Here is a 25,243-nt window from a genome sequence, read left to right as displayed (position 1 = left end):
TTGCCGTCAAGATTGCGACAAGTGGCAATCGTGCGTGCCCGTCAAGCCGAAACGGACGGCTCGCCGCCCTGTAGTCGCCGCCCTGGTTCAGTCTGGTGAAGGTAGACCGCAAAGGTGTCCCAGGGCGGGGTGACCGAAAGCTGCCAAAGGAGTCGACCAACCTCGCCCCGGTGATAGCCTCCATGCAGGGCAACATGGGTCAGCATCTCTTCTCTGGACATATAACCCTTGTCGCCATCGGTGAAGGCGAATGGGATGGTCTCGCGTAGATTTGCAGGTGGCACGCTGCGAAGATAGTTGAGATACCATTGATCGGAAGATGCCAAGGCAGCACGCAGTTCGTCCAATGTTGGCGTCTCGGCCGTATTGCCGGAGGCATAGTTGTGCTGCACGCCGCTTAGATTCGCGGCGAAGATTTGAGCCACCACATGATAGTGATTAATCAGCCGCAAGGCAGTGTGCAATTCGCTCTTGTGCTGCGCTTGGTCGAGAGTTTCCAATTTGTCGAACAGGTCATTGTTGGCCCAGGCATGATAGCCGAAGAGCTTTTGGAGTAAGGCGGTCATTGCGGTCCTTCCAAATTGTGTGAAATGTGAGTAAAGCGTTCATATTCTCTACGAGGGGATTCCGTTGTCTACTCGCATTGCAAAGCAGCAGCCGGTAATGCGGAAAGAGCCCAGCCAAGCCCGTTCCCGCGCTACGGTTGAAACGCTCATCCAAGCTGGTGCTCGCATTTTGAGCGATGAAGGATGGGCCGGTTTCACGACCAACAAAGTTGCTGACTTAGCCGGAGTGAGCATCGGTTCGCTGTATCAGTATTTTCCGGACAAGCTCTCGTTGGTCGATGCTATTCGCCGTCGCCACCTCGACGACTGTCTTGCAGTCCTGCGGAAATCTCGCATCAATGGGCTATCGGCGGCGCAATTCGCGGCGAACCTCGTTCGCGATATGATCGCTGCCCACAGCATCTATCCTGGACTGCATAGGGTATTGCTTGATGAAGCTCCCAGCTCTGACGACTACAGGAATCCCAACAGCGAATTTGAGATCGAATATCTTGCCTACTATGTGGAAGCTGTGGCTACTCACCGGAAACGCCAGCCCAGTGTAGCCGACCACACCGCCGCTCTGGTCATTTCCGATGCTATTGATGGAGCGATCCACAATGCCGCGCGCCGTGGCACGATAGGAAATCCGACAGTGCAGAGCGAACTTGTTCGACTGGTCAGCCTATACCTTTCGGACGCGGGCGATGTTGGGTGGGATCAGGACGAGTCCTAATTTAGAACGGACGGCGGCGTTTTAGGTTGTGGCAAAAGGCCGTTGCGATGTTGCAACTGTCAGACGCTTTCATTCTGAGCAAAAGGCCTGCGTGACCCGGCAATCTGAAAGGACAAACCGACATGAGCAATCCGACGTGGGGCGAACTGGTAGAAAACAATATCGAGCGGTTCGGTGATCTGGTCGCCGGCATTGATCCGTTTTTACCCGAGATTCCGGGCTTCTTTGGTCAGCGTGACGAGGGCGCCTGGATTGGCGACTTCGTGAATTTCGTCCTCGACACCATAGAGGGGCAGGTCGGGTTCGTAAAATTCCAGTCAGCCTATTTCGAAGCCTGCGGTCTCGCCGGTCTGGCCGCTCTTTCCGCTGGAATGAAAAGGGCAAGAGAAGCAGGTATTGGTGTCATTCTCGATGCCAAAAGGGGAGATATAGGTGCGACCGCCGCTGCCTATGCCCGCGCCTATCTGACGCCCGTATCTCACGGTGGAAGCGCCGACTTTGAAGCTGATTGCCTCACCGTCAATCCCTTGATGGGGCCGGATACTCTCGAGCCCTTCGTGGATTGCGCCACGCGTTTCGGCAAAGGCTTGTTCGTTCTGTGCCGAACATCAAATCCCGGCGCCAGCTGGCTTCAGGACAAGATGGCAGGCAACCGTCTCATCTCCGATCGTGTGGCCGATTTGATCGGCGGATACAGCACTATTCCCGGTTCTGCCTCGCGCCTCGGCCCGGTCGGGGCGGTGATCGGAGCAACGGCGCCGAATGAAGGCCGGCGATTGCGGCAGTTGCTGCCCCGCACGATCATTCTCGCGCCGGGCCTCGGTGCACAAGGCGGGGATCCCGCCTCAATCCATTCCTTGAGAGGCAGCATACCCGGTGATCTGCTCGTGCCTGTGTCTCGCGGCCTCAGCCGTGTCGAGGATCGTGGCATTTCAGCCAGTGACTATCGCCAACTCATCACAAGCAGGATCAAAGGGTTCAAGGCCGCAATTGCCTATGACTACGCCGATATGCGAACCCGTTTGGCGTAATCGGGTTCAGGAGCAGACGTGTCGCAGAACTCGCTCACAAAAGTCTGAATTCTGCAACCATGTTTTGCAATACCGCCCAAACAAACCTTCCATATTTCGGCCAAGGCCAGGCGCCACGCTTCGCGTTTCCCAGCGCCTGTTGGCCCTATTCCAGCGCAACCGCGATCTCGGCGGCAAGGCGGGCGTTGTTCTCGACCAACGCGATGTTGGTTTCGAGGCTGCGGCCGTCGGTCAGTCCGAAGATGCTGTCGAGCAGATAGGGCGTGACCGCCTTGCCGGAAATCTCGTCGCGTTCGGCATTGTCGAGCGCCCGGGCAATGTAGATTTCCATTTCGTCGCGCGGGATTTCGTTTTCCTCTGGCACCGGGTTGGCGATCAGCATGCCGCCATCGACGCCGAGCAGGTCGCGCATCTTCTGAAAATTGGCGATTGCCGCCGGGCTGTTGAGCATCAGCGGGCTTTTCAGGCCAGAATCGCGCGACCAGAAGGCCGGGAAGATGTCGCTGTCATAGGTGACGACCGGAACGCCGCGGGTTTCCAGCACTTCGAGCGTCTTCGGAATGTCGAGGATGGCCTTGGCGCCGGCGCAGACGACGATCACGCCGGTGCGCGCCAGTTCGTCGAGGTCGGCGGAAATGTCGAATGTCTCCTCGGCCTTGCGGTGCACGCCGCCGATGCCGCCGGTCGCAAAGACACGGATGCCAGCGCGAGCCGCCGCGATCATGGTCGCCGCGACCGTGGTCGCGCCGGTGCGGCGTTCGGCGATCGCAAAGGCGAGGTCGGCGCGCGACAGCTTCATCGCGCCTTCGGTCTGAGCCAGCGCTTCCAGCTGCGCGTCTTCCAGACCGATGTGCAAGATACCGTCGATGACGGCGATCGTTGCGGGTACGGCGCCTTCCTCGCGGATGATCGCCTCGACGCTGCGGGCCATGTCCAGATTGCCGGGGAAGGGCATGCCATGGGTGATGATGGTCGATTCCAGCGCCACGAGCGGCGCGCCGCGCGCCTTGGCGGCAGCGACTTCGTCGGAATACTCCATCGGCAGAAGGGGTGAAAACGGCTTGGTCATCGCGGGTCCTTTTTGGCTTTTTAAGGCGCGTTCATGACAGGATTTCGGCTGGCGGCACAAGCCGAATTGCTTCTCTCAGCGCCTCGCGCGACATTTTTTCCGACACGGCGAGCGGTGAGCGGACGGTGATACCGGCAGCAGCGACACCTGAACGCAGGCAGACGTCCAGCGGCTCTCCTTCCAGAAATGCCGCCAGGAAACCAGCGGCCAGCGCATCGCCGGCGCCGGTAACATCACCCAGCGCATCGAGGGCGGGTGGGGCGACGGTGATGGTCTGCCCCTGCCGAAATGCGATTGCCGATCTGCCGCCGCGGGTGATGACGCCGCCGGAAAGACCGGCCGCCTGCAGGGGGGCGGGCCACGCCGCTGCCTCCGTCACATCGCGGCCCGTGAGGGCGCGCGCTTCCGCCTCGTTCATGAACAGAAAGCTGATGCCAGCGAGGCTGTTTGCAAGACGCACGACCTTGGCGGGTGAAATGGCGATGGCAGCGACCGGCTTTGATTCCTGTGCGGCCCGCTCGATGAGGCTCGCGAGGGTTTCTTCCGGCAGATTGGCATCGGTGACGACAAGGTCGCTCAAAGAAACAACCTCCCGCATGGCGCGTTGCTGCAGCCGCCGTGGGGAGAACAGCCGGTAGAGATCCATGTCGGCCAGCGCGATCACCAGATTGCCGTCGTTTTCGAGAATGGCCGTGTAGCTCGGCGTCTTGCGATCGAGGAAGACGAACGGGTTGTCTATCACGCCCGCTGCGGCGGCGGCCTCGGCGACCGTGTCGCCCGCCGCATCGCCGCCGCGCGGACTGATCATGCGGACCTCGAGCCCGAGCCGTGCCAGATTGCGCGCCGCGTTGAAGCCGCCGCCGCCGGCCTCTTCGAACCAGCTGCCCGGATTGCTCGCGCTTGGAACAGTCGCGCCGGAGATACGCCCCCGGCGGTCGATATGCGCGCCGCCGAAGATGGAAACTTTACTGCCTGTCATGCGTTTTCCCGTGTGTCTCTGCGATCCGATTCGTCGTGCCGGTCTCTTGATTGCATTTCTTGTTCCACTTTTTTACCGGCTTCTGAAAAATCCGGAACAAGGAAAGAACATTCAGTCATTTATTTAATTTTTTCAATTATATAGACGCCTCTTGCAAAATGAGAACAAAAAGTGTACATAGCTTTCATCGGCAGCTTCATTGCCTCAGCAGCTTCCATAACCTAAAGGTGGATCAAATGGCACAAAACTCTTTGCGGCTCGTAGAGGACAAATCGGTGGATAAAAGCAAGGCACTTGAAGCGGCACTCTCCCAGATCGAACGGTCGTTCGGCAAGGGATCGATCATGAAGCTCGGTGGGAAGGACAGCATCGTCGAAATCGAAACCGTTTCGACGGGCTCCTTGAGTCTGGATATCGCACTCGGCATCGGCGGGCTGCCCAAGGGGCGTATTGTCGAAATCTACGGACCGGAAAGCTCGGGCAAGACGACGCTGGCACTGCAGACGATTGCCGAGGCCCAGAAGAAGGGTGGCATCTGCGCCTTCGTCGATGCGGAACACGCGCTCGATCCGGTCTATGCCCGCAAGCTCGGCGTCGATCTGGAAAACCTTTTGATCTCCCAGCCGGATACCGGCGAACAGGCGCTTGAAATCACCGATACACTGGTGCGCTCCGGTGCGATCGACGTTCTCGTCATCGACTCCGTGGCAGCGTTGACGCCTCGGGCTGAAATCGAAGGCGAAATGGGCGACAGCCTGCCGGGGCTGCAGGCTCGCCTGATGAGCCAGGCGCTGCGCAAGCTGACCGCGTCGATCTCCAAGTCGAACTGCATGGTGATCTTCATCAACCAGATCCGCATGAAGATCGGCGTCATGTTCGGTTCGCCGGAAACGACGACGGGCGGCAACGCGCTGAAGTTCTACGCGTCGGTTCGTCTCGACATCCGCCGCATCGGCTCGGTGAAGGAGCGCGAAGAGGTCGTCGGCAACCAGACCCGCGTCAAGGTCGTCAAGAACAAGATGGCGCCTCCCTTCAAGCAGGTCGAGTTCGACATCATGTATGGCGAAGGTGTTTCCAAGACCGGCGAACTCGTCGATCTCGGCGTCAAGGCCGGCATTGTCGAAAAGTCGGGCGCCTGGTTCTCCTACAACAGCCAGCGTCTCGGCCAGGGCCGAGAAAATGCCAAGACCTTCCTGCGCGACAACCCGGATACGGCGCGCGAGATCGAACTTGCGTTACGCCAGAATGCCGGCCTGATCGCGGAAAAATTCCTTGAAAACGGTGGACCGGAAGCCGGAGACGATGGTGACGATGCCGCTTTGGCATAGGATCGTCTGATTTTGCCGGATGACTTCGCCGACCGCCCTTTGACAGGGCGGTCGGTTTTCTTTTGCCGTCTGGACAGGGGTTGGCGCGGACGATAAAAGCCTGTGTTCCAATGGCGGGAGTGGGATCAGCGAATATCCGGCGATCCGCGATTTTCAAGAGTTTTCCGGTTCGCGGTTCGGCCAAGTCGGCCGTGGACGTCTGATGCAGAGGTAAGGGCGCATTATGAACGGCGTGAATGAAATCCGGTCGACGTTCCTCGACTACTTCAAGAAGAACGGCCACGAGGTCGTGCCGTCGAGCCCGCTGGTTCCGCGCAACGATCCGACCCTGATGTTCACCAATGCCGGCATGGTGCAGTTCAAGAACGTTTTCACCGGTCTCGAGCAGCGTCCCTATTCGACGGCTGCGACGGCGCAGAAATGCGTGCGTGCCGGCGGCAAGCATAACGACCTCGACAATGTCGGTTATACCGCGCGCCACCACACCTTCTTCGAAATGCTCGGCAACTTCTCGTTCGGCGATTATTTCAAGGAGCGAGCGATCGAGCTTGCCTGGAACCTGATCACCAAGGAGTTCGGCATCGACGCCAAGCGCCTGCTGGTCACCGTCTATCATACCGACGACGAGGCTTTCGGCCTCTGGAAGAAGATCGCCGGTTTCAGCGATGACCGGATCATCCGCATCCCGACCAGCGACAATTTCTGGGCGATGGGCGATACCGGTCCCTGCGGTCCGTGTTCGGAAATCTTCTACGACCACGGCGATCATATCTGGGGCGGTCCTCCGGGCTCGAAGGATGAGGATGGTGACCGCTTCATCGAGATCTGGAACCTCGTCTTCATGCAGTACGAGCAGGTGACGAAGGAAGAGCGCGTCGATCTTCCGCGTCCGTCGATCGACACCGGCATGGGCCTCGAGCGCGTCGCGGCTCTCCTGCAGGGCAAACATGACAACTACGACATCGATCTGTTCCGCACGCTGATCGAGGCCTCCGAAGAGGCGACCGGCGTCAAGGCTGAGGGCGACCGCCGCGCCAGCCACCGCGTCATCGCCGACCATCTGCGCTCCTCCGCCTTCTTGATTGCCGATGGCGTTCTGCCGTCGAACGAAGGCCGCGGGTACGTGCTTCGCCGCATCATGCGCCGCGCCATGCGCCATGCGCAGCTGCTCGGCGCCAAGGAGCCCTTGATGTGGAAGCTGCTGCCGGCGCTGGTCGGCCAGATGGGCCGCGCCTATCCGGAGTTGATGCGCGCCGAAGCGCTGATTTCCGAAACGCTGAAACTCGAGGAAACCCGCTTCCGCAAGACGCTGGAGCGTGGTCTCGGCCTTCTCTCCGATGCGACGGCTGATCTCTCGGAAGGTGATCGGCTGAACGGCGAGACCGCCTTCAAGCTCTACGACACCTATGGTTTCCCGCTCGACCTGACTCAGGACGCGCTGCGCGCCCGCGGCATTGGCGTCGACACCGATGCGTTTTCCGCCGCCATGGAACGGCAGAAGGCGGAGGCGCGCGCCTCCTGGTCCGGCTCCGGCGACAAGGCGACGGAAACCATCTGGTACGAACTCAAGGAAAAGCTCGGTGCCACCGATTTCCTCGGCTACGACACCGAGACCGCCGAAGGCGTCGTCCAGGCGATCGTGCGCGACGGCAAGGCGATCGAGGCGGCCTCCAAGGGCGAGACGGTCCAGTTGGTGCTTAATCAGACGCCGTTCTACGGCGAATCCGGCGGCCAGATGGGCGACACAGGTGTGATTTCGACCGACGGCGCCAAGCTGACGGTGACCGACACGCAGAAGCGTGGCGAGGGCCTGTTTGTGCATTCCTGCGTTGTGGACGAAGGCACCGTCAAGGTCGACGACGCCGCTGCGCTCACCGTCGATCACGCCCGCCGTTCACGCCTGCGTGCCAACCATTCGGCGACACACTTGTTGCATGAGGCCCTGCGCGAAGTGCTCGGTACCCATGTGGCGCAGAAGGGCTCGCTGGTCGCACCGGAGCGCCTGCGTTTCGACGTGTCGCATCCGAAACCGATGACGGGCGACGAGCTGAAAGTCGTTGAGGAGATGGCCAACGAGATCATCGTGCAGAATTCGCCGGTGACGACGCGGCTGATGAGCGTCGATGATGCGATTGCCGAGGGCGCCATGGCGCTGTTCGGCGAAAAATATGGCGATGAAGTCCGTGTCGTGTCGATGGGGCAGGGCATTCATGGCTCCAAGGCCAACCGGCCCTATTCGGTCGAACTCTGCGGCGGCACCCATGTTGGCGCCACCGGCGAGATCGGCCTGGTGCGGATCGTCGGCGAAAGTGCCGTCGGTGCCGGCGTTCGCCGCCTCGAAGCGCTGACCGGTGCGTCCGCGCTCGCCTATCTCAACGAGCAGGATGAGCGGGTGAAGACGCTTGCCACCACCCTGAAGGTGCAGCCCGCAGACGTTTTGACCCGCGTCGAAACACTGATGGACGAGCGCCGCAAGCTGGAGCGTGAGCTGAACGAAGCAAAGAAGAAGCTGGCACTCGGCGGTGGCGACGCCAATGGCTCTGCCGATCAGGTGCAGGACATCGCCGGTGTCAAGTTCCTCGGCAAGGTCGTCACCGGCGTCGAGCCGAAGGATCTGAAAAGCCTTGCGGACGATGGCAAGAAGAGCCTCGGCTCCGGTATCGTTGCCTTCGTCGGTGTGTCCGATGACGGCAAGGCGAGCGCCGTGGTTGCCGTTACCGACGACCTGACCGGCCGCTTCAGCGCCGTCGATCTGGTCCGTGTCGCCTCCGCCGCGCTCGGCGGCAAGGGTGGTGGCGGCCGCGCCGACATGGCGCAGGCCGGCGGCCCGGATGGCGCAAAGGCAAAGGATGCCATTGATGCGGTTGGTGCAGCGCTCGCGGCGTAAGCCTGCTTCAACTGGATTGCTTGGAGATGGGAAACCGGACTGAGAGGTCCGGTTTTTCCTTGGCCAGTTGCTTTCCGGTGCTCAAATCGCTCCGCGCCAACTCCGCAGGATTTGTCAAACGCCAATATGGTTGTGTCTTCCTGTTCGGCTTGCATGAGGATCGACATGAGGGAAGAGAGCATCTGGGCGGTTTACGAGCAGCGTCTGCATCGCGTATCGGCCTATATCCATGATCACCTGGACGAGGAGCTTGATCTCGATAGGCTCTCCGAAATCGCCTGCCTGTCGCCACATCACTGGCACCGGATCTACCGGGCTGTGCATGGCGAGACGCTTGCGGTGACGGTCAAGCGGCTGCGGCTGCACAGGGCCGCCGGCGATCTCGTGCGTACCAGCCTCACCGTCGAGGAGATTGCAAGACGAACCGGCTATCCCAATCTCCAATCCTTCAACCGGATTTTCAAATCGGTGTTCGGCATGCCGCCGGCCCGGTATCGGCGGGAGGGAAGCCACATGGTCTTTCAATCGATATCGGAAAAAGGACTTGGCGATATGTACGACGTGACAACGAAAACCCTGGCGCCGCGCGAGCTGGTCGGCGTCAGCCACTCGGGCTCCTATATGGGGATCGGCCGCGCCTTCGAAACGCTTGGCGGCACGCTTCAGGCGCGTCATCTCTACCGGCCGGAGATGAAGATGATCGGCGTCTATCTCGATGATCCGGAACTGGTGCCGGAAGACAAGCTGCGCTCCTTTGCCTGCATGACGGAGGGCGAGCATGTGCCGGCCGAAGCGCCGCTGGTTCACCGCCACCTCGATGGCGGCGAGTATGCGGTGCTACGCCACAAGGGGCCTTATGCCGACATGCACAAGGCCTATCAATGGCTTTACGGCAAATGGCTGCCGCAGTCCGGCCGTGAAGTCCGCGATACGGTGATGTTCGAGGAATATATCAACAACCCGCGCGACTTGGCGCCAACCGATCTGCTGACTGATATCCATCTGCCGCTGAAATAGTCGGAATTTTATTACCTGGCTAAGGATATTTCCTTGCTCGCCAAAATATTCACGGGAGCATATGGGGTGACGACACGCTGAAGATGCCCCAGTGCATCAGTCCCTCCCATACGCCATCCGCAGTGGAGCCGTTGGCGCGATAGATGTCCTGCCTGTCGTCCGCGATTGCCCGCAATTCCGGAAGGGCGTTGCCGACGACGATGCCGCGTACGCCCGGCAGGTCGAACATGCTGCGATCATTGTTCGTGTCGCCTGCAACGACGACGTCATCATGGGAAAGGCCAAGTTGGCGGCAGAGCCAGGAGAGCGCCGCTCCCTTGTCCACGCCAGCCGGCAGGATGTCGAGATCGCGGTTGCTGGAATAGACCAGGCGGGCTGGTATCCCCGCAGCTGCCAGCCTTTCCTCGATGCTCGTCAGCGTCGCCGTGTCGGCGTCGCGCAGGTACCAGCTTGACTTGTGGGCATGCTGATATGCATCCGGCTGGACGACGACATCCGCGACGTCGGCGAGCGCTGCGGCAATCAGCGCCCGGTCGAAACCGGCACCGATGGAGCGGGTGTAGAGCTTTGCGTGGGATGGTTCACTCTCGTTGTGCAGCATGGTTCCGACGCCACCGATATAGACGTCCGGCGAGGGAAGGGCAGTAGTGGCGATAAACGCCCGTTGATCTTCGATCAGCCGGCCGCTGTTGACGACGAGCAGCGGCCGGTTTTCCGGTTGAAGACCTTGCCATGCCTCGCAAAACCGCGTCTCCGCTGCCCGGTCGCCGGCCAGCGTGCCGTCGATATCGCTGCAGAGCAGCCGCACGCGCCTCAATCTCCGTCCGTCCATGGTTCGGCCCATTCGTTGTCGTCCATGGCTTGCGGCATCGGGCGTCCCTCTACGACACCGATCAGTTGCTGGGCGATCCCGGTCCAGGTAAACAGGCTGCGCGCCTTGTGGGCGCCCATGCGCGACAGCCGACCATAGAGCCGCTCGTGTTTCAGCGGTTTCATCATGGTGATGCCGAGATCGTATTTATCGAAAGGATCGGCAAACAGCGCATGGCGACCATAGCTCACCGCCCGGAAAAGGCCGCCGTGAATGGTGATGACGGTCGGCGTGCCGCTCGCCATGGCTTCGATCGCCGTCATACCGAATGGCTCGTAGCGGCTCGACAGCACGAAGAGATCGGCGGCGCGATAGAAATCCGGCAGCTCCTCTTCGGTGACGAAGCCGGAAAATACGACTTTGTCCTCCAATTCCAGCCCAGCCACTCGCTCTTTCAGTTCGGCGAGAAGCGCTGCATCGTGGGCATCCATGTTTTCACCGCCCACCGCGAGATGAAGCCGCGCTTCCGGCTCGCGTTCCGCAAGCACGGAAAAGCCGTCAATCAGGAGATCGTAGCCCTTGTTGGTGGCGAGGCGTCCCATCGCCATCACCACTTTGCCCTCGAAGCCGAAACGCTGGCGGGCCATCTCGCGGGTGGCCTTCGATACCGGGAAGAAGCGGTTGTCGTCATAGCCCGGTGGAATCATGTGCACTCTGTCGCGCGGCAGATTGTAGTCGTTGACGAGCACCTCCACCTGGATCGGTGTGGTGGCGATCACCATGCTGCAGGAGCGGTAGATGATCAGCTCGTGCTTGATGCGTTCGGCGAAGTTGAATTCCTTTTCGAATGTATCCGCCTTGTCGGGATAGTCGGTCTCCATCTGCCGTTTCTTCCACAGGCCGAGGGAATGCGGCGTATGGATATGGGTAACGCCCAGCGCTTCCGACAAACGCTGCCCGGCAATGCCGGCGTCCCAATAGTGGCTGTTGATCAGCGTATAGGTGAAATTGTTCCTGCGGATGAACCGGACGGCATTTTCGCACCATTCCATCAGATGCCGGTAGAGGTACTCCTTCGGAATGAAGTCCTTGCCGCCGCAGGGGATGCGAATGACGCGGACGCGTTCATCGACCTCATCGAATTCCGGCTGATCCTCAAAGCGGCGGGTATAGATATCCACCTCATGGCCGAGCAGCGCCAGTTTTCGCGCCAGTTCGATCACGTAAACGACCTGGCCTCCTGTATCGGCGGCGCCAAGCGGCGGTTCGGCGGCGACGTATCCGTGGGTTGATACGAGGGCGATACGGGGAAGGTGCGAAGGGATTTTGTCAGTGGAAACGGTCATCTATTAGCAGTCGCGATCTTTTTTGGGAGGTGAAGCGTGCCTGGCACGCAGAAAGGTTCACATCGCGAACGATCGGAAGCGGAAAAGGTTCCAATAAAAATGACGCGTGTACGGCGTGACGTTGCGCAGCCAATGGTTTAGCCTCTACTGTCTGCGACGCATCGAGTTGTAGCAATAGTGGTTTAAAAGACCATGCGGGCACCGCTTACTGTTGGGGAATAATTCAATGACCGAAAGCACTCTCGTGATCTATCGATCAAAGGCGAAGATGATCCTGCTCCTTTTGGGCGCCGTGGCCTTTGTCGCACTGGGTGCGTTCATGGCGAAGGTAACCTACGCCGAGCAGGGTGCTGGCGCCTTTGGGGTCTTCATCGGCCTTGTCTGCATCATCTTCTTCGGCTTTTGTGGCGTCCTCATCCTCGTAAAGATTTTCGATGGGCGTCCGGCAGTCGAATTCTTGAAGGAAGGTCTTCTGGTGCGGGATATATCGGCCGTGCCGATCAACTGGTTGGACATTGTCGCAGCGCGGCTCATCTCTTATCGCAACCAACCAATCATCGAGCTGATCCTGTCTCCGGCGGCAGAACAGTCTCTGCCCTTTACGCGAATGGTGCGCTACACCCGCGCCGCCAACCGTGGACTTGGCATCAACGGCGTGTGTTTGAGTGCGGCGGGACTTCAGCGGCCTGCGCCGGACATTGTCGACCTGATCGGAGAGTGGGCGGAAAAGGTTCAGCCTTCGGCGCATTGACATCTGAATTGAAAAACCCGGCGCGGGGCCGGGTTTCTCAATTCACCATGGTGGGCCGCAATCAGGCAGCCATTGCCTTGCGCAGGTTCTCGTCGATCTTGTCAAGGAAGCCGGTGGTCGAGAGCCAGGGCTGGTCGGGTCCGATGAGCAGCGCCAGGTCCTTCGTCATGAAGCCGGCTTCGACGGTATCGACGCAGACCTTTTCCAGCGTATCGGCGAACCTTGCGAGCTCAGTGTTGTTGTCGAGCTTGGCGCGGTGGGCAAGGCCACGGGTCCAGGCGAAGATCGAGGCGATCGAGTTGGTCGAGGTTTCCTCACCCTTCTGATGCTGGCGGTAGTGGCGGGTGACGGTACCGTGGGCGGCTTCGGCTTCCACCGTCTTGCCGTCCGGCGTCATCAAAACGGAGGTCATCAAGCCGAGCGAGCCGAAGCCCTGCGCGACGATATCGGACTGGACGTCGCCATCATAGTTCTTGCAGGCCCAGACGTAGCCGCCGGACCACTTGAGCGCCGAAGCGACCATGTCGTCGATCAGGCGGTGTTCGTACCAGATTTTCAGTTCCTTGAACTTGTCGGCGAATTCTTCGTCGAACACCTTCTGGAAGATGTCCTTGAAGCGGCCGTCATAGACCTTGAGGATGGTGTTCTTGGTCGACAGGTAGACCGGAACCTTGCGCTGCAGGCCGTAATTCAGCGAGGCGCGGGCGAATTCGGTGATCGATTCGTCGAGGTTGTACATGCCCATGGCGACGCCGGCCGCCGGTGCGTCGTAGACCTCGTGCTCGATTTCCTTGCCGTCGTCGCCGACGAACTTCATGTAGAGCTTGCCCTTGCCGGGGAACTTGAAGTCGGTGGCGCGATACTGGTCGCCGAAGGCGTGGCGGCCGACGATGATCGGCTTGGTCCAGCCGGGAACGAGGCGCGGCACGTTCTTGCAGATGATCGGCTCGCGGAAGATCACGCCGCCGAGGATGTTGCGGATGGTGCCGTTCGGCGACTTCCACATCTTCTTCAGCTTGAATTCCTCGACGCGGGCCTCATCCGGGGTAATGGTCGCGCACTTGACGCCGACGCCATGCTTCTTGATCGCGTTCGCCGCATCGATCGTCACCTGGTCGTCGGTGGCGTCGCGGTTTTCCATGCCGAGGTCGTAGTATTCCAGATCGATATCCAGATACGGATGGATCAGCTTATCCTTGATGAACTGCCAGATGATGCGGGTCATCTCGTCGCCGTCGAGCTCGACGACGGGATTGGCGACCTTGATCTTTGTCATGATGCAAACCTCTGCATGGGGTTGGAATGGAAACGGGGTCGGGCCCCTATAGCATCCAGTTCACCACAGGCAAAGGCATAGAGTGCATGAATTCGTTGGCGTTTCGTATGGGGCGGCGACGCAGTTCAATGTCCCCGTGCTGCCCTTGGAAAATAGCCAGCGGGAGACTTTGGATAGCCGCGTTTCTCCCGCGCCAGGATGGCGGGCGCATCGAGCGAGGCGATCGGCGCTTCGCGGCCGGCCGGCACAAGCCCGTCGAGCTGCAACGCAAGGTACCGCCCGCAGCAGACCCTGAGGAAGGACGTGAAGTTTTCGGGCGCATGTCCTTCCTCGATCGATTCCATATAGAGCCGCCCGATCAGGCGGCCGACCGACATGCCGTCGCGTTCTCCAATGTCTTCGAGAATGGACCAGAAGAAACTTTCAAGCCGAATGCTCGTCGCCACGCCGTCGATGCGCACCGAGCGGGTCACACTCTGCCAGAGCGCCGGATCGGCGCCGATGAATAGCCTGCACATCCATTCCTCCCAGAATTCCGGCTTTCCATGAGCCACGATGTTGTCCGATTTCGCGCGTTTCGAACAACATCATGCCCCGCAGTGTCCGCGCTTTGGTGCGGTCTGACAAGGGGTTGTCAGGCTGCCGAGCGCGTCAGCGAGGGACTATGGCGGATCTCGGTGCCGAGAACCTTGAGGAACTGGCCGATCCAGGCAGGATGGGCAGGCCAGGCTGGAGCGGTCACCAGATTGCCGTCGGTGACAGCCTGATCGACCGGGATCTCCGCGTAGTGGCCGCCCGCCAGCTCGACATCGAAACGGCATGCCGGATAGGCCGAGCAGGTTCGCCCTTTCAGCACACCCGCAGCAGAGAGTAGCTGCGCGCCATGGCAGATGGCTGCGACCGGTTTTCCCGCATCGAAGAAATGCCGGACCATGGCGATGACGGCGGCGTCGAGCCGAAGATATTCCGGCGCCCGGCCGCCGGGGATGACGAGGGCATCGTAGGCATCGGCTTTGGTTTCGGCGAAAGTGGCATTCAGCGTAAAATTATGGCCGCGCTTTTCCGAATAGGTCTGATTTCCCTCGAAATCGTGGATAGCCGTCGCGATCTGTTCGCCGGCCGCTTTGCCGGGGCAGACGGCGTGGACGGTGTGGCCAACGGCGAGCAGCGCCTGGAACGGCACCATGGTCTCGTAGTCTTCGGTGAAGTCGCCGCAGATCATCAGAATTTTCTTGCCGCTCATCTTATCCTCCATCGTGTCGCGTGCGGGAAAACAATGCCATGTGCGCCTTGCAGCCGGGTATTAGCCGGTTACTACATCAACAGACGCGAGGGACGGGCGCGACGCGCATAAGACCGGCCTCGCATGCCGCCGTGAAAATGGCTATGACCGTGACGATCCGGCGCTGGCGTCGGTTATAGATGCGAATCGGGAGATAATTATGAAGCGCTTCGTGCTTTTGCTTCTTGCCTGCTGCACCGTCTCGACGGCGGAGGCGGCGGATCCGGCAGCGCCTGTCAACGAGATCATGCAGGAAGCGGTCAAGGGCTGGGCGGAAGAGGCTCAGCCGGGCGAGGACTATTTTTCCGAAGCCCGTCTCGGGCGCATCTACAGCCAGGATTTTGCCAAGGCCTATCGCGCGGCTGCGAAATTCCCGGCCTATGACGAGGGCGATTCTCCCTTCGACTACGATGTCATCGTCAGCGGCCAGGACAGTTGCGCCATCAAGGACCTTACCGTGATTGCAGGTCCTGAAACAGGCGGCAAAAGCGACGTGACGGTAACCTTCGACAACACCCATTGCCTGGGCGATCGCGCGGCCGACTGGAAGCCGAGCGAACTGCATTTCATGGTGATCGAGGAAAGTGGCCATGCCGTCATCGACGATATCGTCAGGGCCAGCGATGCAGGATCGCTCAAGGCGGAGCTTGAAGGCATCGCAAGCCAGGGCGCCAACGACCCGTAATTGGCCCGTTTGGACCGGTGCGCCTTTCAAAATCCTTTCAATTGTGCAAGGGAAGCGCCGCAACTGACTTAAAGGCAAGAGCATGGCAGGAACGAACAGCGAGCGCGAACTACTGACGGAAGGTCCCGCGATCATTCTGGTGCATCCGCAGCTTGGCGAGAACATCGGCATGGTGGCGCGCGCCATGGCCAATTTCGGGCTCTCCGAACTGCGCCTCGTCAATCCGCGCGATGGCTGGCCGAGCGAGAAGGCGAAATCGGCGGCGAGCCGGGCGGATCACGTCATCGAAAACGCCAAGCTCTATGCTTCGACGGAGGAGGCGATTGCCGATCTCAATTTCGTCTATGCAACGACGGCGCGGGACCGCTATGGCTACAAGCCGGTCCGGTCTCCGCTTGTCGCGGCGGAAACGCTCCGCCAAAAGTTCTCGGCAGGGCAGGCGACGGGCATCCTGTTCGGCCGGGAGCGCACGGGTCTCACCAACGAAGAAATCGCGCTCGCCGACGAGATCGTCACCTTTCCCGTCAATCCCGCCTTCGCCTCGCTCAATCTGGCACAAGCGGTTCTGCTCATGTCCTACGAGTGGCTGAAGACGAGCATGGTATCGCCTGAGGAAACATCGTTTCAGGCGCTCTCGCAAAAGCCGGCGACGAAGGAACATCTGCAGGGCCTGTTCGATCACGTCGAGGAAGCGCTCGATGCGCGCGGATATTTTCGTCCGGTCGCCAAAAAGCCGAAATTGGTCGAAAATCTGCGCGCGGTCCTGACCCGCCCGGCCTTTACCGAATCCGAAATTCGTCTTGTGCGAGGCGTCATTTCTTCGCTAGATCGCTTCACCCGCGAGGCGCCGCGCGGTGCCGGAGCACCGGAAAATTCGCGCGCGAAAAAGGCCGACGATGCCGGCGACGACCTCTGAACTGAAGCCCATCCTCGTCTTCGACAGCGGCATCGGCGGCCTCACGGTGCTGCGCGAGGCGCGTGTCCTGATGCCGGAGCGGCATTTCATCTATGTCGCCGACGACGCGGCTTTTCCTTACGGTGGCTGGGAAGAGCCGGCGCTGAAGGAGCATGTCATCAAACTGTTCGGGCAATTGCTGGCCGAGCACGACCCGGAAATCTGCATCATCGCCTGCAATACCGCGTTCACCCTCGTGGGGGCGGAACTGCGCGCCGCCTTTCCGGAAATGCGTTTCGTCGGCACGGTGCCCGCAATCAAGCCGGCGGCGGAGCGCACCCGCACGGGACTCGTTTCCGTGCTGGCAACGCCTGGGACGGTAAAGCGGGCCTATACGCGTGATCTCATCCAGTCCTTCGCCTCGCAATGCCATGTCCGGCTGGTCGGCTCGGAAAATCTGGCGCGGATGGCGGAAGCCTATATCCGCGGCGAACCCATCGACGATGTGGCGGTTGTCGCCGAGATCGAACAGTGTTTCGTCGAGCAGGACGGCCGCAAGACCGATATCGTCGTGCTCGCCTGCACCCACTACCCCTTCATGGCCAATGTCTTCCGCCGCCTCGCGCCCTGGCCGGTGGATTGGCTCGATCCGGCAGAGGCGATCGCGCGGCAGGCGCGGCGGCTGGTGCCGCTGCCGGATGGTTTTGAACCTCTGAACGGGGTTGACCCTGCGATCTTCACATCGGGCAAACCGGATTTCACCACCCGCAGGTTGATGCAAGGGTTCGGGCTTACCATACGGTAAACAAAATGTTTCTTACCTGTGGGTTTCGGCGTGGTCGGGGCGCAAAGCTGCCGAAACGATGCTAAAGCTCGACGCTTGCGGGTTCGTGGCGGCGCATCCGGCATGGCAGTTTTGACGAGGTGGATATGAAAGTCGGCATCGATATGGGGACGGCGTCCGATGGCGCATCCGTTCCGCTCGATATCGAGGAGCTTCTGGCGACGCGCCTTCTGGTGCAGGGCAATTCAGGCTCCGGGAAATCGCATCTCCTGCGCCGGCTTCTGGAACAGTCCGCCCCTTGGGTGCAGCAATGCATCATCGATCCCGAAGGCGATTTCGTGACGCTGGCCGACAAGTTCGGCCATGTGGTGATCGAGGGCGAGCGGACGGAATCTGAACTGATCGGCATCGCCACCCGTATCCGCCAGCATCGCGTTTCCTGCGTCCTCTCGCTCGAAGGGCTCGATATCGAGCAGCAGATGCGCAATGCCGGCATCTTCCTTAACGCAATGTTCGATGCCGACCGCGATTATTGGTATCCGGTTCTGGTCGTCGTCGATGAGGCGCAGATGTTTGCCCCGTCCGTTGCGGGCGACGTCTCGGAAGAGGCGCGCAAAATCTCGCTCGGCGCCATGACCAACCTGATGTGCCGTGGCAAGCCGCAAGCGCGGGCTTGCCGGCGTTATCGCGACCCAGCGATTGGCAAAGCTCGCCAAGAACGTCGCGGCCGAAGCCTCCAATTTCCTGATGGGCCGCACCTTTCTCGATATCGACATGGCCCGCGCCGCTGACCTTCTTGGCATGGACCGGCGTACGGCCGAAATGTTTCGCGATTTGAAGCGCGGCTCTTTCGTGGCGCTTGGTCCCGCCCTGTCGCGCCGTCCGCTGCCGGTCACAATCGGCAATGTCGAGACCTCGGCCCGGTCCACCAGTCCGAAACTGACGCCGCTGCCGGAAGCGGTCGCCGACGTCGAAGATCTGATCTTCACACCGGACCCGGAGGAACTGATCCGCCCGATCCTTCGCCGCCCGAGCGCCCAGCCGCGACCGGCCACCGATATTCTGGCCGAACTGTCGCGTCCGCGGCCTGAACCGGCAACACTTGCAGAACCGAAGGCGCCGGTGCCTGAAATGCCGGCTATGGAACGCGAAGCGCTGCTCGACAGCCTGCTTGCCGAAATCCTCGAAAACCCGGAGGCCGCTTTCCGTGCCGATGCCGAACTGTTCCAGGATTTTCTTGTCCGCTGCCGTATCCGCCGCGTGCCCGGTGCCCCGCTTTCGCTGAGCGCCTTCCGCCGCAAAATGGCGGTCGCGCGCTCGGGCGTGGATCCGCAAACGGCAGCAAGCGAAATCTGGGCTTCAGCGCTGGAACTGTCGCGGCAGGTGACCGAGGACTTGCAGGGCGTTTTCCTGCTGGTTGCGCAGTCGGCTGTGCGCGGTCTGCCATGTCCGTCGGATGCGATGATCGCGCGGGCCTATGGCACCCATTCCGCCCGCCGCGCGCGGCGTCTCCTTGGCTATTTCGAGGAGCAAGGGCTGATCGTTGTCCACAGCGATCTCTCCGGCAAGAGGATTGTTGCGTTTCCCGATCTGCAGGTGGAGACGGCGCCAGGGGCGGCGGATGCCGTTTACGATGACGCAGGAAGCCGTAGCGCAGCGGAGTGATGCTCCGTCGCCTGCGCGGTTACACCCACGTTTGGACGACGCGTTCCGACGCGTGGATGCAGGTCAGCTCCAGTCGGCCAGCGCCCGTATTGACGAAACGGTGCGGCGTTTCTGGATTGACGACGATGATATCGCCGGGATTGGCATCGATCGTTTCCCGGTCGACGGTGAACTGCGCCTGTCCGGAGCGGACGATCCACGTCTCCGTATAGGGATGCGTGTGAAGCGCAGGGCCTTCGCCGGGCGCATTGTCAACCAGAAACAGCGAGATCGGCGCGCCATATTGTCCGCCTTCAAACAGAATCGTCCGGTTCGGGCGCTGATCCTGTTTGGCGCGCGGGATGACATGAAACATGCTGGCCTCCATGGGATTGAACCGACTGTCGAGCGAATATATCTTAGCGAGAAGATATATCGGGAAACTATCTTCCTATCAAGATATATGCGTGAAAGCGGAGACCAGCCGTGGCGAATGAACGTGAAAACTCGGACCATGTGGACCGGTTGCAGCAGCAATGGGCGAACGAGCTGCCGGACCTCGACACCGAGCCGATGACGATCCTGGGACGTGCCTACCGGCTTACGAACCTCGTGCGGCCGTCGATCGAGGAGACTTTCGCCTCCTTCGGGCTCGATCGCGGCGAGTTCGACGTCATTGCGACATTGCGGCGGTCAGGAGCGCCTTGCAGGCTGACGCCGACCGAGCTCTATACCTCGCTGATGATCTCATCGGGCGGCCTGACGCACCGGCTCGACCGGTTGCAGAAGGCGGGCCTTGTCGTGCGGGAGCGGTCGGCAGAGGATGGACGCAGCGTCGTCGTCGGTTTGACCAAGGAGGGCGCGCGCTTGGCCGAGACTGCGTTTCGCGCCGACATGGCCAGCGAATCCTTTTATCTTGCCGGTCTAAGTCCAAAGGATCGGGTCGATCTTGCGTCTTTGCTGCGCAAGCTCCTGATCTCGCTGGAGGCGCGGAAAGACGGCGATAGAGCCTGACCCAGGCCAAAACGCGCAAATTCGTTTGACAATTGGGGCTGAAGCCACTAAAGCCGCCCCAACGCCGGGCCGAAATGCCCGGTGTTACTTTTTAATGGCGCATATGCCTGTCCTGTCCGACAAGGGCGGAACGGCAAATGCGTGAACCGACATGTCCCGTGGCTTCTCCGTCAGCGTGATCGTGAGAAACCTGTCAGAGCTTCTAAAACGAGGTTCAGAGGAGGGCGTGTTTCCTTGATCCGGTTTGTCAACAGACCGGTGTAACCGTTTGAAAGGAAATGCGATGAGCAAGCGCGAATCGTCCAAGTACAAAATCGATCGCCGTATGGGCGAAAATATCTGGGGCCGCCCGAAGTCGCCGGTCAACCGTCGCGAATACGGCCCGGGCCAGCACGGCCAGCGCCGCAAGTCCAAGCTTTCCGACTTCGGCGTGCAGCTGCGCGCCAAGCAGAAGCTCAAGGGCTACTACGGCGACATCCGCGAGAAGCAGTTCCGCGCGATCTACGACGAAGCCAACCGCCGCAAGGGCGACACCTCGGAAAACCTGATCGGTCTGCTCGAATCGCGCCTCGACGCGATCGTCTACCGCGCCAAGTTCGTTCCGACGGTCTTTGCTGCCCGTCAGTTCGTCAACCACGGCCACGTCAAGGTCAACGGCGTTCGCGTCAACATCGGTTCCTACCGCTGCAAGGCCGGCGACGTCATCGAAGTCCGCGAAAAGTCCAAGCAGCTCGTTTCGGTTCTCGAAGCCGTTCAGCTCGCTGAGCGCGACGTTCCGGACTACATCGAAGTCGACCACAACAAGATGGTTGCGACCTATGCTCGCGTTCCGGGCCTGACTGACGTTCCGTACCCGGTCGTCATGGAACCGAACCTCGTCGTCGAATTCTATTCGCGATAATTTCTTCTGGCCTCGGCCTTGTGAAATTCGGAAAAGCCACTCAGAGATGGGTGGCTTTTTTGTTGCGCTGCACTGACGCGGAGAATGACTGATGCCCGGCACGGAACCGTTGGACCTGCAGTCGATTGTTGATGATATCCACCACGAGCTGACACCAAGGCTCGGTGAGGGGAAGGTTGCCGATTACATTCCTCAGCTCGCCCGCGTCGATCCCAAGCGTTTCGGCATGGCCGTCGTGACCGTCGATGGCGATGTCTACAAGGCCGGCGATGCCGAGGTTCCCTTCTCGATCCAGAGTATCTCCAAGGTCTTCACGCTGACGCTGGCGCTCGGCAAACACGGCGAAAGCATCTGGGCGCGGGTCGGCCGAGAGCCGTCCGGCTCCGCCTTCAATTCGATCGTCCAGCTCGAGCACGAGCACGGCATTCCCCGCAATCCCTTCATCAATGCCGGCGCGATCGCGATTACCGATCTGGTTCTGGCGGGCCACACGCCCAAGGAGGCGATCGGCGAGATCGTCCGCTTTGTCCGCTACCTTGCCGACGAGGAGGATATCCTCATCGATCATGAGGTGGCGCGATCGGAGGCAGCGACCGGCTATCGCAACGTCGCGCTCGCCAATTTCATGCGTGCCTTCGGCAAGCTCGATCATCCGGTCGAGCACGTGCTCGGCGTCTATTTCCATCAATGCGCCCTGGCGATGAGCTGCGTCCAGCTGGCAAAGGCTGGCCTGTTCCTTGCCGCCTCCGGCAGCAATCCGCTGACGAAACATTCCGTCGTTTCGCGCCAGAGGGCGCGGCGCATCAATGCGCTGATGCTGACCTGCGGCCATTATGACGGCTCGGGCGATTTCGCCTATCGTGTCGGTCTGCCCGGCAAGAGCGGTGTCGGCGGCGGTATTCTGGTGGCGGCGCCCGGCAAAGCTTCCGTCGCAGTCTGGTCGCCCGGCCTCAACCACAACGGCAACTCGCTGCTTGGTTCCCTGGCGCTCGAAATGCTGGCCAGTCGCACCGGATGGTCTGTATTCGGCGCCTGAGCGGTCCTTTCCCGAAGTTTCACATCGATCCGCGTGCATTTTCCTTGATCTTGCCGGCATACACGGGCAAGTGCAGTTCACAACGCATGCTCCTTATCGCGTTTTCCAATCCGGGACTTTGTCATGGATATTTCCACCCCATCGCCGGTCGCCGATCTCGAAGAGCCTTCGTCCGGATCGGATCAGGCCCTTGATGACGCGCTGCATCCGATCTTCGCCAAGATGCCGTCCTCGGTTTCGTTCAATAAACTGCGCAAGCGGTTGCTGCGGCAGGTGCGCCAGGCGATTGAGGATTTCGGCATGCTGAAGGGCCAGAAGCGCTGGCTGATCGGCGTGTCCGGCGGCAAGGACAGCTACAGTCTGCTGGCGCTCTTGATGGACCTGCAATGGCGCGGCCTCCTGCCGGTCGAACTGGTCGCCTGCAACCTTGACCAGGGCCAGCCGAATTTCCCCAAGCATGTGCTGCCGGATTACCTGACCTCGATCGGCGTCCAGCACCGGATCGAATATCGCGACACCTATTCGATCGTGAAGGAAAAAGTGCCGGCGGGCGGCACCTATTGCGCGCTCTGTTCGCGCCTGCGCCGCGGCAATCTCTACCGGATCGCCCGCGAGGAAGGCTGCGACGCGCTGGTGCTCGGCCATCACCGCGAGGATATCCTCGAGACCTTCTTCATGAACTTCTTCCATGGGGGAAGGCTTGCCTCGATGCCGGCCAAACTCCTGAACGACGACGGCGATCTGATGGTGCTCCGGCCGCTTGCCTATGCGGCCGAGGACGATCTCGCCAAATTCGCGGCGGCGATGGAATTTCCGATCATTCCCTGCGACCTCTGCGGCTCGCAGGACGGGCTGGAGCGCAATGCCATGAAGGCGATGCTGTCGGATATCGAGCGCCGCATGCCCGGTCGCAAGGACACGATGCTGAGGGCGCTCGGCCACGTCAATCCGTCGCACCTGCTCGATCCGAAACTGTTCGATTTCCAATCCCTGTTCGCGGAGCCCAAAGCATGACATCTGCCATCGATATCGCAGCCATCGCCAATATCCTGCAGGAGGCTGCGGTCAAGGAGATCCTGCCGAAGTTCCGCAATCTCGGCACGGGTGACGTGCGGATGAAATCGGAGGCCATCGATCTTGTGACGGAAGCCGACGAAGCGGCGGAACGCCTGATCAAGGCGCGCATGGCGGAAGTCGCGCAGGATGCGCTGTTTATCGGCGAAGAGTCCGTCGCCGCCGATCCGGCGCTGCTGGACCGCCTTGCGGGGGCCGATCTCGCTTTCATCGTCGATCCGATCGACGGCACGTTCAACTATGCCGCCGGCATGCCGCTGTTCGGCGTCATGGCCTCTGTCGTCGCCAAGGGCGAAACCGTTGCCGGCGTGATCTACGACCCGATGGGCAATGACTGGGTGATCGCGGAAAAAGGCGCAGGCGCCTGGCTGTGCAAGGCGGATGGTTCGCAGGAACGATTGAGCGTCGCGCCGTCGCTGCCGCTGGAAAGCCTTGTCGGCTGCGCGTCGACCGGTTTCTATTCGCCGGAAAACCGGCGCATCGTCATGGGCAACATGGCGAAGGTGCGCATTGCCACGAGCTATCGCTGTGCGGCGCATGAATACCGCGCCTTCGCGGCGGGGCATTTCCACTTCCTGATGTATCAGAAGCTGATGCCATGGGATCACCTTGCCGGAACGCTGATCGCGGAAGAGGCGGGCGCCTATGCCGCGCGCTTCGATGGTTCGCCCTATCGCCCGGAACATGTGAATGGCGGCCTTCTGCTCGCGTCCGACAAGGATTGCTGGGACGTGCTTCGCCGGGAGGTGTTTACCGTCTGAGACGATGAAGAATACACCATGAAAAAGGCCCGCTCGACATCGTTCGAGCGGGCCTTTTTCATGGTTGTGAGATCACACATGTCCGCCGCCACCCTCAAGCAGGGCATGATCATCGCCCGGGTGAGTAAAGAGCTTGCCTTTTTCTGCCCAGAGCACAGCCAGGATTGTCACCGCACCGAAGGCGGTAAAGCCGGCAAACAGCGGCTGGACTGTACCGTTGAACATCTGCCCGACAGCGCCGCCGATCAGCGCGCCGCCGGTGGTGGAAACGAAACCGGTGATGGCCGTGGCCGTACCTGCCAGATGGCCCATCGGTTCGAGGCTGATCGCCGTGAAATTGGTGCCGATCACGGCAAACATCATTAACAGGACCGAGAACAGCAGATAGGCAACCAGGAAGGACGGCGTTCCTCCGAGCGACACGAGGAGCCCTGCACCGGAGAGCAGCGTGAACAGGATCATCGCTGCATGCGAGATGCGCCGCATGCCGAAGCTGCGGACGAAATAGCCATTGGCGAAGTTGGCGACGGCGATGCCGCCGGCGGTTCCGGCAAAGGCGATCGGCAGCCAGTCGCCGAGGCCGTAGACCTCGCCGAAGATCTGCTGAACGGTGACGATGTAGGCGCAGATGACGGCGGTGAACAGGGTCATGCCGATCATGTAGCCGCAGGTGATGCGGTTGGTGAGAACGGTGCGGAAGCCGGAGGCGACGGAGGCCACCGACAGAGGCAGCCGTTCTTCGTGCGGCAGCGATTCCTTGAGGCGCAGGCCGGCCCAGACGAAAAGGATGGTGCCGACGCAGCCGAGTAGGATGAAGATCCAATGCCAGTTCGCATAATAGATCACGGCCTGGCCAAGCGAAGGGGCAACGATCGGCACGATCATGAAGACGATCATCACATAGGACATGACACGCGCCATTTCACGGCCACCGAAACAGTCGCGCACCACCGCCATGGTGGTGATGCGAACTGCTGCGGCACCGATGCCCTGGACGAACCGGAGCAGAAGGAGCATTTCGAAGCTCTCTGTCGCGGCCGCACCGAACATCGTCACGGTAAAGAAGACAAGACCACCCAGCAGGATCGCGCGGCGTCCAAAGGTGTCCGACAGGCTGCCGAAGATGATCTGCGAGCAGCCGAATCCGAGGAAGAAGATACCGATGACCAGCTGCGCGTCGTTGGTGTTGGCGACGTTGAGCGACTGGCCGATGGCGGGCAGGGCCGGCAGCATGATGTCGATGGCGATCGCCACGCTCGCGGTCATGAGCGCTATGGTGATGACGAATTCGAAGAAGCCGAGGCCTATTCGGGAGGAGCCGATATTTTCGATGTGTTCAGCGGTCGTGGTGGCGGACATGAAAGGACCTATGATGTCTTGGGAGGAGACAG

Annotated in this window: 24 protein-coding genes and 1 pseudogene; 15 read left to right on the top strand and 10 right to left on the bottom strand. The window is 60.7% G+C overall.

Going from position 1 to position 25,243, the window contains the following annotated elements; genetic code table 11:
- Positions 1–41 precede the first annotated feature (41 nt).
- Positions 42–566 (bottom strand): DinB family protein, encoded by a 525-nt coding sequence (locus WI754_RS16460; RefSeq protein ID WP_349434556.1) that lies wholly within the window; start codon positions 564–566, stop codon positions 42–44.
- Positions 567–663: 97 nt separating this feature from the next.
- On the opposite strand from WI754_RS16460, the gene WI754_RS16455 reads away from it, so the two are divergent.
- Together WI754_RS16455 and pyrF are read left to right on the top strand one after the other, a co-directional pair.
- Entirely contained in the window at positions 664–1,281 is a 618-nt protein-coding gene (locus WI754_RS16455) for a TetR/AcrR family transcriptional regulator (RefSeq protein ID WP_349437839.1), read from the top strand.
- Between the two features lie 122 nt (positions 1,282–1,403).
- Complete coding sequence (pyrF, locus tag WI754_RS16450) at positions 1,404–2,312, top strand: orotidine-5'-phosphate decarboxylase (RefSeq protein ID WP_349434555.1); 909 nt, start codon at positions 1,404–1,406, stop codon at positions 2,310–2,312.
- Between the two features lie 145 nt (positions 2,313–2,457).
- Here pyrF and WI754_RS16445 read toward each other — a convergent pair whose 3' ends face one another.
- Together WI754_RS16445 and WI754_RS16440 are read right to left on the bottom strand one after the other, a co-directional pair.
- Complete coding sequence (locus WI754_RS16445) at positions 2,458–3,381, bottom strand: pseudouridine-5'-phosphate glycosidase (protein ID WP_349434554.1); 924 nt, start codon at positions 3,379–3,381, stop codon at positions 2,458–2,460.
- A 31-nt stretch (positions 3,382–3,412) separates the two neighbouring features.
- On the bottom strand, positions 3,413–4,360 hold the full coding sequence (locus WI754_RS16440; protein ID WP_349434553.1) for a carbohydrate kinase family protein: 948 nt from the start codon (positions 4,358–4,360) through the stop codon (positions 3,413–3,415).
- A gap of 236 nt (positions 4,361–4,596) precedes the next feature.
- On the opposite strand from WI754_RS16440, the gene recA reads away from it, so the two are divergent.
- From recA to WI754_RS16425, 3 genes are all read left to right on the top strand, one after another.
- The gene (recA, locus tag WI754_RS16435) at positions 4,597–5,688 is read left to right on the top strand and encodes a recombinase RecA (RefSeq protein ID WP_349434552.1); all 1,092 of its coding nucleotides are present in this window, start codon (positions 4,597–4,599) and stop codon (positions 5,686–5,688) included.
- A 223-nt stretch (positions 5,689–5,911) separates the two neighbouring features.
- Positions 5,912–8,575, top strand: a complete 2,664-nt coding sequence (gene alaS / locus WI754_RS16430) for an alanine--tRNA ligase (RefSeq protein WP_349434551.1) — start codon at positions 5,912–5,914, stop codon at positions 8,573–8,575.
- A 165-nt stretch (positions 8,576–8,740) separates the two neighbouring features.
- Positions 8,741–9,592 (top strand): AraC family transcriptional regulator, encoded by an 852-nt coding sequence (locus WI754_RS16425; protein ID WP_349434550.1) that lies wholly within the window; start codon positions 8,741–8,743, stop codon positions 9,590–9,592.
- 49 nt (positions 9,593–9,641) lie between these two features.
- On the opposite strand, the gene WI754_RS16420 is transcribed toward WI754_RS16425, so the two are convergent.
- Positions 9,642–10,400 (bottom strand): HAD-IIB family hydrolase, encoded by a 759-nt coding sequence (locus tag WI754_RS16420; protein WP_349434549.1) that lies wholly within the window; start codon positions 10,398–10,400, stop codon positions 9,642–9,644.
- A gap of 5 nt (positions 10,401–10,405) precedes the next feature.
- The gene (locus WI754_RS16415; protein WP_349434548.1) at positions 10,406–11,749 is read right to left on the bottom strand and encodes a glycosyltransferase family 1 protein; all 1,344 of its coding nucleotides are present in this window, start codon (positions 11,747–11,749) and stop codon (positions 10,406–10,408) included.
- A gap of 226 nt (positions 11,750–11,975) precedes the next feature.
- Here WI754_RS16415 and WI754_RS16410 point away from each other — a divergent pair, with 226 nt between their 5' ends.
- Entirely contained in the window at positions 11,976–12,500 is a 525-nt protein-coding gene (locus WI754_RS16410) for an STM3941 family protein (protein ID WP_349434547.1), read from the top strand.
- A gap of 61 nt (positions 12,501–12,561) precedes the next feature.
- Here the strand turns inward: WI754_RS16410 and WI754_RS16405 are convergent, their stop codons facing one another.
- From WI754_RS16405 to WI754_RS16395, 3 genes are all read right to left on the bottom strand, one after another.
- Positions 12,562–13,776: an NADP-dependent isocitrate dehydrogenase gene (locus WI754_RS16405; RefSeq protein ID WP_349434546.1), complete on the bottom strand. Its 1,215-nt coding sequence runs from the start codon at positions 13,774–13,776 to the stop codon at positions 12,562–12,564.
- A gap of 125 nt (positions 13,777–13,901) precedes the next feature.
- A complete protein-coding gene (locus WI754_RS16400; protein WP_349437838.1) occupies positions 13,902–14,294 on the bottom strand; it encodes a ribbon-helix-helix domain-containing protein in 393 nt (130 codons plus the stop codon).
- A gap of 116 nt (positions 14,295–14,410) precedes the next feature.
- A complete protein-coding gene (locus WI754_RS16395; RefSeq protein ID WP_349434545.1) occupies positions 14,411–15,019 on the bottom strand; it encodes a DJ-1/PfpI family protein in 609 nt (202 codons plus the stop codon).
- A gap of 199 nt (positions 15,020–15,218) precedes the next feature.
- Between WI754_RS16395 and WI754_RS16390 the strand changes: the two genes are divergently transcribed.
- The 4 genes and pseudogenes from WI754_RS16390 to WI754_RS16375 all read left to right on the top strand — a co-directional run bounded on the left by WI754_RS16390 (position 15,219) and on the right by WI754_RS16375 (position 19,087).
- Complete coding sequence (locus WI754_RS16390) at positions 15,219–15,743, top strand: hypothetical protein (protein WP_349434544.1); 525 nt, start codon at positions 15,219–15,221, stop codon at positions 15,741–15,743.
- Between the two features lie 82 nt (positions 15,744–15,825).
- Positions 15,826–16,659 carry an RNA methyltransferase gene (locus WI754_RS16385; protein WP_349434543.1) on the top strand — a complete coding sequence of 278 codons (834 nt, stop codon included), beginning with the start codon at positions 15,826–15,828 and terminating at the stop codon, positions 16,657–16,659.
- A complete protein-coding gene (murI, locus tag WI754_RS16380) occupies positions 16,640–17,443 on the top strand; it encodes a glutamate racemase (RefSeq protein ID WP_349434542.1) in 804 nt (267 codons plus the stop codon). The genes WI754_RS16385 and murI overlap by 20 nt, the downstream gene beginning before the upstream one ends.
- 125 nt (positions 17,444–17,568) lie before the next feature.
- Positions 17,569–19,087 (top strand): annotated as a pseudogene (locus WI754_RS16375) (ATP-binding protein).
- Positions 19,088–19,106: 19 nt separating this feature from the next.
- Here the strand turns inward: WI754_RS16375 and WI754_RS16370 are convergent.
- On the bottom strand, positions 19,107–19,442 hold the full coding sequence (locus tag WI754_RS16370) for a cupin domain-containing protein (RefSeq protein WP_349434541.1): 336 nt from the start codon (positions 19,440–19,442) through the stop codon (positions 19,107–19,109).
- Positions 19,443–19,552: 110 nt separating this feature from the next.
- On the opposite strand from WI754_RS16370, the gene WI754_RS16365 reads away from it, so the two are divergent.
- The 5 genes from WI754_RS16365 to WI754_RS16345 all read left to right on the top strand — a co-directional run bounded on the left by WI754_RS16365 (position 19,553) and on the right by WI754_RS16345 (position 23,852).
- On the top strand, positions 19,553–20,080 hold the full coding sequence (locus tag WI754_RS16365) for a MarR family transcriptional regulator (protein WP_349434540.1): 528 nt from the start codon (positions 19,553–19,555) through the stop codon (positions 20,078–20,080).
- 283 nt (positions 20,081–20,363) lie between these two features.
- Positions 20,364–20,981: a 30S ribosomal protein S4 gene (gene rpsD, locus WI754_RS16360; RefSeq protein WP_018324703.1), complete on the top strand. Its 618-nt coding sequence runs from the start codon at positions 20,364–20,366 to the stop codon at positions 20,979–20,981.
- A 91-nt stretch (positions 20,982–21,072) separates the two neighbouring features.
- On the top strand, positions 21,073–22,017 hold the full coding sequence (locus WI754_RS16355) for a glutaminase (RefSeq protein WP_349434539.1): 945 nt from the start codon (positions 21,073–21,075) through the stop codon (positions 22,015–22,017).
- Positions 22,018–22,140: 123 nt separating this feature from the next.
- A complete protein-coding gene (gene ttcA / locus WI754_RS16350; RefSeq protein ID WP_349434538.1) occupies positions 22,141–23,031 on the top strand; it encodes a tRNA 2-thiocytidine(32) synthetase TtcA in 891 nt (296 codons plus the stop codon).
- Positions 23,028–23,852: an inositol monophosphatase gene (locus WI754_RS16345; protein WP_349434537.1), complete on the top strand. Its 825-nt coding sequence runs from the start codon at positions 23,028–23,030 to the stop codon at positions 23,850–23,852. Before ttcA ends, WI754_RS16345 begins: the two co-directional genes overlap by 4 nt.
- Positions 23,853–23,924: 72 nt before the next feature.
- On the opposite strand, the gene WI754_RS16340 is transcribed toward WI754_RS16345, so the two are convergent.
- A complete protein-coding gene (locus WI754_RS16340) occupies positions 23,925–25,211 on the bottom strand; it encodes a multidrug effflux MFS transporter (RefSeq protein WP_349434536.1) in 1,287 nt (428 codons plus the stop codon).
- Positions 25,212–25,243 lie beyond the last annotated feature (32 nt).

Origin of the sequence: Pararhizobium sp. A13 (genome assembly GCF_040126305.1) — a bacterium.
Classification (GTDB): domain Bacteria; phylum Pseudomonadota; class Alphaproteobacteria; order Rhizobiales; family Rhizobiaceae; genus Pararhizobium.
The sequence above is the reverse complement of the archived record's forward strand: the minus strand, read 5'-3'. Positions and strand labels throughout refer to the sequence as shown.

Coding starts and splice junctions, on each gene's coding strand:
- alaS (WP_349434551.1), top strand. CDS start 5,912: ATGAACGGCGTGAATGAAATCCGGTCGACGTTCCTCGACTACTTCAAG.
- WI754_RS16460 (WP_349434556.1), bottom strand. CDS start 566: ATGACCGCCTTACTCCAAAAGCTCTTCGGCTATCATGCCTGGGCCAAC.
- WI754_RS16385 (WP_349434543.1), top strand. CDS start 15,826: ATGGCAGGAACGAACAGCGAGCGCGAACTACTGACGGAAGGTCCCGCG.
- WI754_RS16395 (WP_349434545.1), bottom strand. CDS start 15,019: ATGAGCGGCAAGAAAATTCTGATGATCTGCGGCGACTTCACCGAAGAC.
- WI754_RS16440 (WP_349434553.1), bottom strand. CDS start 4,360: ATGACAGGCAGTAAAGTTTCCATCTTCGGCGGCGCGCATATCGACCGC.
- WI754_RS16340 (WP_349434536.1), bottom strand. CDS start 25,211: ATGTCCGCCACCACGACCGCTGAACACATCGAAAATATCGGCTCCTCC.
- WI754_RS16415 (WP_349434548.1), bottom strand. CDS start 11,749: ATGACCGTTTCCACTGACAAAATCCCTTCGCACCTTCCCCGTATCGCC.
- murI (WP_349434542.1), top strand. CDS start 16,640: ATGCCGGCGACGACCTCTGAACTGAAGCCCATCCTCGTCTTCGACAGC.
- rpsD (WP_018324703.1), top strand. CDS start 20,364: ATGAGCAAGCGCGAATCGTCCAAGTACAAAATCGATCGCCGTATGGGC.
- WI754_RS16390 (WP_349434544.1), top strand. CDS start 15,219: ATGAAGCGCTTCGTGCTTTTGCTTCTTGCCTGCTGCACCGTCTCGACG.
- WI754_RS16405 (WP_349434546.1), bottom strand. CDS start 13,776: ATGACAAAGATCAAGGTCGCCAATCCCGTCGTCGAGCTCGACGGCGAC.
- recA (WP_349434552.1), top strand. CDS start 4,597: ATGGCACAAAACTCTTTGCGGCTCGTAGAGGACAAATCGGTGGATAAA.
- pyrF (WP_349434555.1), top strand. CDS start 1,404: ATGAGCAATCCGACGTGGGGCGAACTGGTAGAAAACAATATCGAGCGG.
- WI754_RS16355 (WP_349434539.1), top strand. CDS start 21,073: ATGCCCGGCACGGAACCGTTGGACCTGCAGTCGATTGTTGATGATATC.
- WI754_RS16445 (WP_349434554.1), bottom strand. CDS start 3,381: ATGACCAAGCCGTTTTCACCCCTTCTGCCGATGGAGTATTCCGACGAA.
- WI754_RS16345 (WP_349434537.1), top strand. CDS start 23,028: ATGACATCTGCCATCGATATCGCAGCCATCGCCAATATCCTGCAGGAG.
- WI754_RS16410 (WP_349434547.1), top strand. CDS start 11,976: ATGACCGAAAGCACTCTCGTGATCTATCGATCAAAGGCGAAGATGATC.
- WI754_RS16425 (WP_349434550.1), top strand. CDS start 8,741: ATGAGGGAAGAGAGCATCTGGGCGGTTTACGAGCAGCGTCTGCATCGC.
- WI754_RS16455 (WP_349437839.1), top strand. CDS start 664: ATGCGGAAAGAGCCCAGCCAAGCCCGTTCCCGCGCTACGGTTGAAACG.
- WI754_RS16370 (WP_349434541.1), bottom strand. CDS start 19,442: ATGTTTCATGTCATCCCGCGCGCCAAACAGGATCAGCGCCCGAACCGG.
- ttcA (WP_349434538.1), top strand. CDS start 22,141: ATGGATATTTCCACCCCATCGCCGGTCGCCGATCTCGAAGAGCCTTCG.
- WI754_RS16400 (WP_349437838.1), bottom strand. CDS start 14,294: ATGTGCAGGCTATTCATCGGCGCCGATCCGGCGCTCTGGCAGAGTGTG.